We start from the raw sequence: 11,966 nt of genomic DNA, 5'->3' as shown, positions 1-11,966 counted from the left end.
AAATATTCTGGTGATTTCCTATGTAGAAGTTTTGTTTTGTTTATTTTTCAATCGCCAGCGAATAGAGTGCCATAGAAACAGGAGAGGGATATAAACATATAAAATGTACATACCTGTTTGGGATACAAGCATATTTAATGTGTCGATACTTTCTCGATTTGTAAAAAATAAGGAAGCGATGTATACGACAAAAATAAAAAAAGGTAGTGTGATTTTAAATGGGATACGGAATGAACGCTTCATCGACTGACAAGAGGACCATACTGTTAAACAGAGATTTGGTAAAATGATAATAAACCATACAAAAATAATAATATATTCAAACCGCTGAATAAAGGGAACTTTAATAATTTTTAACATCGTTAACGTAGGCCAAATTGTATGTTTCAATAGTCCTTCACTATAGTACATAAAAGAGATAAGCGCTAAAACTACATAAAGAATGGTTGTAAAAGCAGCACCACCATGTGCCCACCTCTTTAAAGATTTTCCTTTTTCAATCAGTGGATAAAAGAAAAGTAGCGCTTCAAATCCTAGAAATTCTAATGTAGAGTCTTTCGCAGATTTTACAATATCTAAAGGTGAATGAGTGAAAATGGGCAGAATATTACGAACATGTGCATATTCCATTGGGAAAATTAAAAAGAACATTACGAATATAGGTAGTACAACTCCCCAAAAACACATTCCTGTTACAGAACGGAACCCACCTTTTATAATATAGTAAGTGACTAATAAAAATATTAAAGTTAGTTGCCATAATTTAATGGTTGGGAATACCCAAACTTGAATTACTTCGATATATGTACGAAGGACGGTGAGACAAAATAATAAAAAATAAATTGTAAAAAGCAAAGAAAATAAGGAGCCGATCCATTTTCCAAAGCATGTTGTATGAATATTGATTAGGTCGTTATCTTTTTCCAACATTTTTAACATACAAAATAATACAAAGTGAGTTGTAATTCCCGCAAGAATAAGGGAAATCCAAGCGTCATAACCGGCATTTTTTACAATAATGCGTTGATAGCCTAAAATTCCGACTCCGACTTGAAGAGAGTGAATTAAAAAAAACATCAAGTAAGGGGAGACAGTTAGTTCTTTACTATTCGTACCCACCTTATCACCTCACTATTCTCCGATACCAGATTGTACAACATTAACATCGACGTCAATATTAATATCTATAGATGGATACATTGCTTGAATTTGTTGTATGCTCCATTTTCTTGATCGACTTCTAATTTGGTCGCGTATCCCTAAAGGATCTATTTTTTTATGCTGAAATTGTTGAATCAATTTTTGAGACTGATTTTTAATCTTTTGTTCTACTTGATTTTTGACATATTTTATATTCCCCTTTTTTGTTAAATCAATCCAACTAGGGGCATTTTTTATTAATCCATTTAATTTTAAACGGATTGTTACTTTAGGAATATTACCTGTTTGATCAACGTGATAGACACTTTTTCCTGATAAATTTTGTGTTACGACAAGACCTTCATGATTATCTTTTTTTATTTGTGCTTCATAACGACCATTTTTAGTCGGATTCAGGAGCAACTTTACTAAAAAAGAGTCTTGTTTATCGGTATACATCACCACTTTGTCTCCTTTTAAAAAAGCAAGACCTTTTACGGAAACCGCGTGATCATCAGCGATTTGAATGTAAGGAAGAAATGGATCGCATACAGATGAATAATAATCATATAAAAAAATATTCAAAGCTGTCCGAGGGATATTTTCATTCCGTATATTTTGTTCAAGTAAGTCAACTAGATACAATGAACCGTTTGGTGCGACATATTTTAGAAGTTCTTCGACTGAACCATCTACAAGTGCTAATTGTACATCTCGCCCAATATTAGGATCACGTTGTAAATTACTGATGATTTCACCAATTCCATATGAACCAATAGGCTTTCCAAATAATATGACACGCATTTGTCCTAAAACAACATTGTGAGGTGATTTTGCATCTAAATGAGAAGCAATCGTTTCAAGGGATCTTGCAGTGGTTGACTGAGTTTTTGGTTTTGTTTTTACGCCAAGCGTGTAGTCAGGATATAAGATAGTACCTTGAATTTTTTTATCTTTTGCTATATCGAATCCAGCGACGTGAATGATTCTTTGCGTATCTACTATGGATGTTTGCGTGCAACCAAATTGGGAGCATAAACCAACAATTACTAATAAAAATAGAACGTTTCTCATGTTTCCTCACCATCACGTTTTTGTTTTGCTTTGTTTGGGTTATAGCGCCAATTTGCTTTTGGTCGCAGAAAAGAAGGGCGCTGGGCCGTCTGACTAAATGGCCAGCGAATGAAACCTTCCGCTGAACCGAAACCACGATATGGATATAAAGGTAATAAATAAGGTGATCCAAGTGATTTTAAATGTAGTAGATGTACCAATATAAAAACAAATCCCACAATAAGACCAAGTCCTCCGAAGGCACCCGCTAAAAGGATGAGTGGGAATCGGAGTAAACGAATGGTAGTAGACATTTTTACAGTTGGTGTCGTGAAAGAAGCAAGTGCAGATAAAGCCACAGCGATTAATAGGATTGTACTTGTTAAAGCTGCCTCAACAGAAGCTTGTCCGATTACAATTCCACCAACAATACCGATTGTTTGCCCAACTTTTGTAGGTAAGCGGGCGCCAGCTTCGCGCAATAATTCAATTGTAATTTCTAAAAAAAGTGCTTCTAGGATTGGAGGAAAGGGTACATTTGCTCTAGAAAAAATAATGGGTCCAAGCAAATCTGCTGGAATCATCTGATAATGAAATGTTAATACAGCTGTATAGATTGCTGAGGAAAATAGAGAAAATATAGCCCCAAAAAAGCGAATCAACCTAAAGAATGTGCCGATCGTCCATGGCAAATAGTAATCCTCTGGTGAAATGAAAAAATCTAATAGTGTTGTCGGTCCAGCTAATGCATAGGGAGAACCATCTGTTAAAATTAATACTTCACCATTGATTAAAGCAAATACAGCTCGATCAACTCTCTCTGTTGGTAAGAGTAGTGGAAAAGGTGAATTGCTATTATCGCTAATAAATTGTTCAATCATTGTTGCGTCGAAGGGGACGTCGAAATCAATATCCTTTAGACGTTGTGTAGCAGTATTAATAAATTGTTCGTTTGTGATTCCTTCTATATAGGCCACTACAATTGTTGTTTTGGATATAGATCCTACAACAACTTCTTTAAAAACTAGTTGCTCTGTTACAATAACACGACGTAATAAATGTAGGTTCGTGTCAATATTCTCCACGAAACCAACTTTTGGACCAATTACGCTATATTCATTTTCTGTATCATTATATAAACGCTTACCAAGAACAGTACTTTCTGCTCGAACTAGAGCATATTGTACTGTTTGTGATATATTTTGTAGTTTAACGAGTACATATCCATCCAATAGCTTTTCACGAATATCGTCAATGGAAGGCGAGATAACAATGTCTTCAATGGGGACGATGTTAGTTAAGTCAGTGATACCTTGAATCTGTTCTAATTGGTCTTTGATAGGTGTTAAAATAAATTGTTTAATTATGACTGCTTCTACGACAGATTTATAATAAAAAAGGCATAGTGTATCGTTTTCTGTAATGTTGTAAGAAACAAAATCAGTAGATTCCTTCATCGTATGAATAAATTCTGGAATGGTACAGCTCGTTTTTTTGTTTTTAGCTATAGAATTTTTTCTTGGTAAGCCAAACATGTTTTTCACTCCTTTCCCTTATATGGAATGCTCTTATTAGTTTTTGGGGAAGACAAAATTTTATGCAGGAAACATAAAAAAGCTGTCCAAAAGTTAGACACTGTGTATCTTTTGAACAGCTTTTTGATATTTGTTTATAAAAGTTAAAGGATAATTTTTATTTTGGAACAGGGGTATAAGTGATTCCTCATATTTCTTGAGAAAGTGCAAGCAGTTGCTCGCGGCCTTTAGAAATATGAGGGTGAAATTGGATTGTTGCATTTTCACGTGTTCTTTTCACATCTTGAATCGCGTGCTGTAATAAGGAATCAAGATGTGAATGAGATGGTTGTAGTTCTTTTGCAATGGCAGTTCCAGCAACAGTTCCTTGTGCCATCGCAACTTTCGCGCTTTCAATTCCTGTAATATTACCAGCAACATATAAGCCAGGAAGCTGTGTAGCCATTTTCTCATTATGAAGTGGAACATGCCCGCCAAGTTCTTCAATGTAATGAAACGGACATCCAGCGACAGCTGCTAATTCTGCTAGTGGATAGAGACCGCCAGCAATACAGACAAAATCAACAGCATGTATTTCTTCTGTTCCAGGAATAATCTCCCCATCTGGCGTGATAGTAGCAATTTTCACAGCTTCTACTTGTTTATCACCAATGATTTCAATAGCAGCCTTTCGCAAATGAAGCGGTGTGTTCCAAATTTTCATTCCACGCTTTGGATAAAATTGAATGGCTAATTTCCGCATCGCAGGATGTTTCATAAAACGGCTCCCAATTTTTAATAAAGGCGAGGGAGCGATATGAGCAACATGAAGTAGAGAGTTTAAAACGTGAAGCGGCTGTGCGCTTTGTTTTGTTACTGTATGCTTAGGCGGTAAAACGACGCTGTCAATTTCTAGCCCAGCAAGCTGTAATTCATGCATAATTGCAAATGATAATATATTTGCTCCAATAATCATTCCTTTATTGCCGACTTTGACGCGATGTACATTCGTCATAACTTGTGCAGCTCCAATGGACATAACACCAGGCAAGGTCCAGCCGGGAAGCGGCGTTGGGAACTCAGCTGCTCCTGTTGCAAGAAGAACATGCTTTGTTTGGAAGGTACCGATATTCGTATGAACAGCCCATTCATTTCCATTTTGTTCTAAATCATGTACGGTTACACCACATTCAATAGGGAGTGCTAAATCCTGCAACTGTTTTTGTAATTTCTTTGTTTCTTCTATACCATTCCACCATGTTCCGTTTGGTTCTTGATGAAGTTGGCCAAGAAGGCGACCACCAGGTTTTATAAATTCGTCAAAAACTCTAACAGATAATCCATATGTTTTGCAGGCGATGGCTGCACATAATCCCGCAGGACCAGCGCCGATAATGATGACATCAATCATTTGTGATCCTCCTTTTTTAAAGGAGTAGGTTGTTGCAAGCCGCTTTGTACAACCATTTGATCTTCAACTACAGTCATGCAGGCACGCACATTTTGCTTGCCATTTATTGTGACGCGGCACTCAAAGCAATGGCCAATATTACAATAAATAGAGCGTGGTGCTCCTGTTTCTTCATGAACACGAAACGTTCGAATGTTATTAGCGAATAGGGAAGCAGCGACTGTTTCGCCAGCTATTCCTTCGCACTTCGTTCCGTTAAATGTAAAAGAGACGGTTTTGCTGTCTGATAAGTTACCGAGAATTGGGTGGTGAATGATACGATTACTCATGATCTATCACCTAACAAGTCAAAGGTAACGGGACGAACTGGTGGCTGATGCTTTAATGGCTGACGGTTTTGCTCCTGTGATGATATAAAACTTTCTAGTGCACATCTGCATGTTCGGCCCCCACAAAATCCCATGCCTGCTCGGGTACGTAGCTTCAATTCTCGTGTAGAACAGTTGTATGTGTTCGCTGTATGAAGTAGCTCTTTGTATGTTACTTCTTCACAGCGACAAATGACAAAATCGTTTGCAATGTTCATGACAAAGCCCCCTTGTTAGATTGGTTGTTTGCTAATTTATATGCAAAATACATGCCAATCTATATATCCATTTTGATTTGCAGGCATATAAGTCGCTGCTATACAAATAAAATGGGCTCTTCACTTATTTCTACTTGGCATGGGGCAGGAAGAGGGACTGACCGCTTCTGTGCATGGCGGGTGCTCTCTTCTCACCCAAAAGGAAAGGTGCTATATTGTTTTTCAATTTGTATTTATAGAGAGAAGGATTAAAACGGGATATGTAATTTTTTCATGCGATTATATAAGGTAGCTCGTGTAATTCCAAGACGTTTCGCACATGCGAGTTTATTGCCACTTTCTAATTCCAGTGCATGCTGAATGATATTCCGTTCATATTTGTTTAAAGAGTCATCAAGTAATTCGCCTTCCGTTATATTTATTCTAAGAGGGGCAGGTGGTTGTTCTTGTTGTATTTTTGGAGAGAAGGGAAGGTCTTCTCGTTTTATGATCCCATCTGTCGCAAACACAACGAGACGTTCAATGGCATTGCGTAGCTCGCGAATGTTTCCAGGCCATTTATGTTCTAGCAATTCATACATAACATCTTGCGGTATACTTTGAATTGGACGATTATATTGAATAGAAAATTCATATAAGAAAGAATGAATTAGCTCCACAATATCTTCTTTTCGTTCGCGAAGTGGAGGTATATCAACGCTTACCACATTTAAACGATAAAATAAATCTTCCCGAAATTTTCCTTTCGCAATTTGTTCTTTTAAGTTTCGATTCGTAGCAGCAATAATATTAAAATCGGCATGCAATTCTTTTACCCCACCTACGCGGTAAAACGTTTTATCCTGCAAAACACGAAGCAGTTTTACTTGCATTTCCATCGGCATTTCACCAATTTCATCTAAAAACAATGTTCCGCCTTTTGCTAACTCAATTTTTCCTTTTTTTCCTTTCTGATCAGCTCCGGAAAAAGCTCCTTTTTCATAGCCAAAAAGTTCACTTTCAAATAATGACTCAGGAATCGCGCCGCAGTTAATAGATACAAATGGTGCTTTGTCACTTTCACGTGCTTCATGAATTGCTTTTGCGAATAACTCTTTCCCAACGCCGCTTTCCCCTAAAATGAGAACAGTTGATTTTGTTGTACATACCTTTTTCGTAATTTCAATTGTTTGTTGCAGTGCGGAGCTGCTTCCTTTAATAGCATGAAAAGGATCAACTGGCGGTGTTAATTTAGCAACTTGTTTTTCTAATTGATGCATTTTTGTAGAAACGGAGAAAAGCTCTTGATTAAGTCGAACTTGGCTCGTAATGTCTGTTTCGGATACAACAGCTCCAATAATTTCATTACGCAAGTAAATGGGATTAGAGTTAATCAGTACAATTAAATCTTCTCTTGGTTGATGTTGGTGTTTATGTAGTGATCGACCTTCTTGTAGAGTTTTTAATATTTCTAGCATATCTTCATGAAAAAATGATGTGATGGGTTTTCCTAAAATGTCTTGTCGTCTTACAGAAAAGATCGCTTCTGCCCCGTTTGTCCATACATTGACGTTCTCGTTCTCGTCAATGACAGTGACGGATGCATCTGTTGTTTTGATAACAGTTTCGAAATAAGCTTGTAAATATTCATAAGAATGAAAGATTGTTTCAGCTAGCATAACAGCTGTAATAAAACCAATTGGTTTATGGGAAGCATTCGTAAAAACAACGGCATGATAGTCTTTAAGTTTCTTTAATATATGTGAAATAGAAGGATAGTAGGAAGTTGTATAACAAGGTTGATATGTACCACAAGCAGTAAGCATGTATAGATCATTGTTTCTTTTGACTAGAACGGTTGTATCTTCATGATTTGTATGATTACTTTGTTGTAACTCTTCTAATGATGAAAAGAAGAGAAAATCTTTATTCATAAGTTGGTCTATAGAAGAGAGCTCGATTGTCATGCTAATGCCTCCTTATTGGATTGACTGTAAGTTTTTTATACACTATTTCATTATTTTTACACATTTTTAAAGGAAATGTAAAATGTTTTGTCGGAAAAGTTCAATAATTTCATGTTGGCTATGTGGTAATAATGAGCATCTCGTTTCTCAGTATGGTAAAGATAAAGGGTGGGATGAGAGAAAAAATCCTTGGGAATTACAGTTGCACGTTAAGTTGGCATTTTAATTGCAAGTAAAAGAAAATGTGAACATGAAAAAGTGATAATCTAGCAAAAAAAATTTGTTAGAAGCTTATCTCGATATTCGGTAGTAGTAAGAGATTATTTCAAAATTTAGAGAGAAGCGTGAGCCATCAGTTCCACTTTATAAATAGAAAAGAGGGAGTTTATGATAAAGCATTGTGATGTTCTTATCATTGGCGGAGGTATTATTGGGAGTGCAATTGCTTATTACGTTTCAAAATGCGGGAGAGAAGTAACGTTATTAGAAAGAGGAGAATTAGCGAGCGGTACATCATCGAGATGTGATGGAAACATTTTGGCAATTGATAAAGATCCCGGGTTTGATAGCCAAATGTCTCTTGAAAGTCAAAAGCTTGTTGATCAACTAGCGAAAGAATTGCGTCACTTTTTTGAATACCGAGCACCAGGCAGCATTCTCGTATGTGAAAGTGAAGAAGAGATGATCGCTGCGGAAAAATGGGTAAAGCGGCAAAAAGATGCGGGTTTACCATTTCGGATGTTAGACAGACAAGATATTCGGCAGGAGTCACCGTATTTTGCAGATGATTTACTGGGTGGATTAGAATGCGCAACAGATTCGACTGTTAATCCATATTTATTATCATTTTCTTTGCTTGATGAAGCGAAAAGGCAAGGAACAGATGTGTATCTTCATACAGAAGTAACCAGTATTCAAAAAGATATAATGGGTGCGTTTATTGTTGAAACAAATAAGGGGACATTTACAGCGAATAAAGTCGTAAATGCAGCAGGAGTATGGTCACCTGTTATTGGCGAGATGTTGGATGTGAAAATTCCAATTCAGCCGAGAAAAGGTCATATTATTGTTGCTTCAAGACAAGAGCCAGTGGGAACGAGAAAAGTAATGGAGTTTGGCTATTTAATTAGTAAGTTTGGCGGCACACGTCATGTGGATGAGGAAACAGAAAAATATGGAGTTGCTCTCGTATTTGAACCGACAGAAAGTCAAAATTTCTTAATTGGAAGTAGCAGGCAGTTCGTTGGTTTTCAAACGAAGGTGGATACAAGCGTTATAAAGTGTATTGCAAACCGAGCGATTCGTTTTTATCCGAAGATGGCTGATATGTTACTTATTCGAACATATGCAGGTTTGCGTCCGTGGACGGCAGATCATTTGCCAATCATTTCTCATGTCGAAGAAGTACCAGGATTTTATATTGCCGCCGGTCATGAAGGTGATGGGATTAGTTTGGCGGCCATTACAGGAAAGCTTATTGCAGAAATGATTGAGGGACAAGAGACAACCGTACCGATTGAATCACTAAGCCACAATCGATTTCAAGAAAGGATGGAACGAGTGTGAACGTAAAAAAAGTGTTTACGACAGTTGATACGCATACGGGAGGGAATCCAACAAGGACAGTCATAAATGGCCTTCCAAAGCTAGAAGGGAATACAATGTCAGAAAAGATGTTATTTATGAAAGAAAAGTATGATTGGATTCGTACATTTCTTATGTTTGAGCCACGCGGTCATGATGTAATGTCTGGTGCTTTATTAACAGAACCGTGTGACCCAGAAGCTGATGTTGGTGTTATTTATATAGAAACAGGCGGGTACTTACCAATGTGTGGTCACGATACAATTGGCGTTTGTACCGCTTTAATTGAAACCGGTATGGTTGAGGTGGAAGAACCGTATACCTATATTAAATTAGATACACCAGCGGGGCTTGTTGCAACAAAAGTGTATGTAGAAAATGGAAAAGCAAAAGAAGTAACATTTTGTAACGTGCCTGCTTTTTTATTAAAGTCTGTGGAAGTACATATAGAAAATATAGGGAATGTACAATGTGATATTGCCTATGGTGGTAATTTTTATGCGATTACAGACGCTAGAAAATTAGGCGTGGAGCTAACAACGGAAAATTCTGCGCAAATTATAGAAACAGCTATTCGGATTCGTGATGCCATTAATGCAGCGGTACCCATTTCACATCCGGAATTTTCTTTTATCGAAGGAGTGACGCACGTTGAATTTTTCTGTGATCCAACGGACGAACATGCGGATGTGAAAAATACAGTGATTGTACCACCGGGAGGGATTGATCGTTCGCCATGTGGTACGGGAACATCAGCCAAACTGGCTACATTGTATGCCTACCGTGAAATTGATCTGGAGGAATTATTTGTACACGAAAGTATTGTCGGTTCGCTATTTAAAGGGAAAATTGTTAGAACAACAAATATAGGGGACATAGAAGCTGTGATTACAGAAATTACTGGATCAGCATGGATTATGGGAATGCACCAGTTTTTATATCATGAGGAAGATATTCTGAAAGATGGATTTATTCTCATTCCACCAATGGAAGGGCATTGATTCTGAGTTAGAGTAGTTATGTTTATATGAGTTAAATAACAAGAGAGATGGAAGACGTTTTTATAAATTGGTAAGGGGAGATTGTATGAAGTTCGTAAAAGCAATTACAACAGTTGATGCACATATAGCTGGAGAGCCACTGCGCCTAATTATGAACGGCGTACCTCTATTAAAGGGACATACTTTACAAGAGAAACAAAAAGAACTAGTTGAAAACTATCAAGCATTTCGAAGAATTATCATGCAAGAACCACGTGGTCATGCAGCAATGAACGGTTGTATGATTGTACCACCTTGTTCAGAAAAAGCAGATTTTGCGGCGTTGTTTATGGATGCAAATGAATTTATTTCTAGTACAGAAGAGTTTGTGATGATAGCTGCTGGCGTTATGGTTGAAATGGGAAATGTGCAAATGAAAAATGATGTAGTAGCGGTGGAAACAATCGATGGAATTTTTCCTGTGAAAATCTGTATAGAAGATGGAGAGATACACGCTGTTTCATTACAGAAAGATTGTCACTACGAACTTCAATATAATGCCTCTCAGTCGGCCATTTCATTTGGACCAAATGAATCTTATGTAATCAGCCATACAAAGCATTTAGGTGTCAAATTAGACATGGATGAATTCATAGAATTAAAGAGCTGGGCACATACGACAAGAACCTCATTATCGTCCGAATGTAGTAGTATTTTAATAGATGCCAAGCAGATTGAGGAGAAACGATTCAAAACGATGGTGCAGAAGAAGAATGGACTTGTAAGCCGTTCTCCATATGTTAGGGCAACATGTGCATGTTTGGCACTTTTTAGAGAGGAAGGTATGTTACAAGAAGGAGAAAGTGTCCAGCATGAAAATATTACAGGCGGAACATATGAAGCAAAACTGATGAAATACACACAAAATGAAATGACGGTACAAATTACAGGGAGGGTCTTTATTACGGGAATGCATCAATTTTTATTAGACCCATCTGATCCGCTAGCGGACGGCTTTATTATTGTAGGTTCATAAAGAAAAGGAAGAGTTGTCTCTTCCTTTTCTCTATGTTTAGTTTGTCTTTTTTTCTTTTACAGACTGCATTAATTTCATCATTTCGGCTCTTACATCTTCTTTCTTCACATTTAATTTTTCGGCGATTTGTTTGACATGCATACCATCTTTTTTCATTTTTAATACATCATTAAACGGCGTATTACTTTTTTGTGCAATGATGGTTAAAACTGCGAGATGATGCAGGTGAATATGGTTATCTTCCATTATTTTCTTCATTTGTTCTGGTGTTGATTTTTGCATTTCAGCTACTTTTTGCAATAAAGCTTCTTTCATTTCTTTACTCATATGATGTTTATGCATTTTCTTTGGATCCACACCGAAATGTTTCGCCGTTTCTTTCCAAGATTTAGTTTGTTTATAGTACGATAAAACATCATTGATATCTTTTTTACTTATTTTCGCAATGTGTGCAGCCTTCCAAATTTCATGTTTTTTATAACCTAGTTTTTCTAAAGATTGTATTTGTTCATCTGAGATTAGTTTATGATGATGCGCCGTGAATTCTTTTTGTGAGGCCGCAGAAGCAGGGAAGACTGCCATTCCACATAAAAGTCCTGTTGCTAAAATGCTTGCTATTAATTTTCTGTACATACCATTGATTCCTCCTAATTGAATAAAATGGAAAACTGTATCTATAGAGTTTCCCGAAGTTGTGGAGAAGTTGTGAAGAACTT

At 36.9% G+C, this 11,966-nt stretch carries 11 protein-coding genes; 3 read left to right on the top strand and 8 right to left on the bottom strand.

What is annotated here, in order from left to right:
* Window positions 1-18 precede the first annotated feature (18 nt).
* The 7 genes from CN288_RS00475 to CN288_RS00445 all read right to left on the bottom strand — a co-directional run bounded on the left by CN288_RS00475 (window position 19) and on the right by CN288_RS00445 (window position 7,650).
* Window positions 19-1,119: a GerAB/ArcD/ProY family transporter gene (locus tag CN288_RS00475; RefSeq protein ID WP_026592812.1), complete on the bottom strand. Its 1,101-nt coding sequence runs from the start codon at window positions 1,117-1,119 to the stop codon at window positions 19-21.
* A 12-nt stretch (window positions 1,120-1,131) separates the two neighbouring features.
* Complete coding sequence (locus CN288_RS00470) at window positions 1,132-2,214, bottom strand: Ger(x)C family spore germination protein (protein ID WP_098301671.1); 1,083 nt, start codon at window positions 2,212-2,214, stop codon at window positions 1,132-1,134.
* Window positions 2,211-3,728, bottom strand: coding sequence for a spore germination protein (locus tag CN288_RS00465; protein WP_098301670.1), 1,518 nt, complete (start codon window positions 3,726-3,728; stop codon window positions 2,211-2,213). The genes CN288_RS00470 and CN288_RS00465 overlap by 4 nt, the downstream gene beginning before the upstream one ends.
* A 187-nt stretch (window positions 3,729-3,915) precedes the next feature.
* On the bottom strand, window positions 3,916-5,118 hold the full coding sequence (locus tag CN288_RS00460) for an NAD(P)/FAD-dependent oxidoreductase (RefSeq protein ID WP_090694556.1): 1,203 nt from the start codon (window positions 5,116-5,118) through the stop codon (window positions 3,916-3,918).
* A complete protein-coding gene (locus CN288_RS00455; RefSeq protein WP_026592808.1) occupies window positions 5,115-5,447 on the bottom strand; it encodes a (2Fe-2S)-binding protein in 333 nt (110 codons plus the stop codon). Before CN288_RS00455 ends, CN288_RS00460 begins: the two co-directional genes overlap by 4 nt.
* On the bottom strand, window positions 5,444-5,704 hold the full coding sequence (locus CN288_RS00450) for a (2Fe-2S)-binding protein (RefSeq protein WP_026592807.1): 261 nt from the start codon (window positions 5,702-5,704) through the stop codon (window positions 5,444-5,446). Before CN288_RS00450 ends, CN288_RS00455 begins: the two co-directional genes overlap by 4 nt.
* A gap of 248 nt (window positions 5,705-5,952) precedes the next feature.
* Window positions 5,953-7,650 carry a sigma-54 interaction domain-containing protein gene (locus CN288_RS00445; RefSeq protein WP_141527911.1) on the bottom strand — a complete coding sequence of 566 codons (1,698 nt, stop codon included), beginning with the start codon at window positions 7,648-7,650 and terminating at the stop codon, window positions 5,953-5,955.
* Window positions 7,651-8,040: 390 nt separating this feature from the next.
* On the opposite strand from CN288_RS00445, the gene CN288_RS00440 reads away from it, so the two are divergent.
* From CN288_RS00440 to CN288_RS00430, 3 genes are all read left to right on the top strand, one after another.
* Window positions 8,041-9,216, top strand: coding sequence for an NAD(P)/FAD-dependent oxidoreductase (locus CN288_RS00440; RefSeq protein ID WP_098301685.1), 1,176 nt, complete (start codon window positions 8,041-8,043; stop codon window positions 9,214-9,216).
* Window positions 9,213-10,235, top strand: a complete 1,023-nt coding sequence (locus tag CN288_RS00435) for a proline racemase family protein (RefSeq protein WP_098301669.1) — start codon at window positions 9,213-9,215, stop codon at window positions 10,233-10,235. Before CN288_RS00440 ends, CN288_RS00435 begins: the two co-directional genes overlap by 4 nt.
* Window positions 10,236-10,320: 85 nt before the next feature.
* Window positions 10,321-11,250, top strand: a complete 930-nt coding sequence (locus tag CN288_RS00430; protein WP_026592803.1) for a proline racemase family protein — start codon at window positions 10,321-10,323, stop codon at window positions 11,248-11,250.
* 36 nt (window positions 11,251-11,286) lie between these two features.
* On the opposite strand, the gene CN288_RS00425 is transcribed toward CN288_RS00430, so the two are convergent.
* Entirely contained in the window at window positions 11,287-11,883 is a 597-nt protein-coding gene (locus CN288_RS00425) for a hypothetical protein (protein ID WP_090694574.1), read from the bottom strand.
* Between the last annotated feature and the right edge of the window lie 83 nt (window positions 11,884-11,966).

The organism is Bacillus sp. AFS023182 (genome assembly GCF_002560575.1).
Classification (GTDB): domain Bacteria; phylum Bacillota; class Bacilli; order Bacillales; family Bacillaceae_G; genus Bacillus_A; species Bacillus_A arachidis.
Note: the sequence above shows the minus strand (reverse complement) of the source record. Positions and strands in the feature narration are given on the sequence as shown.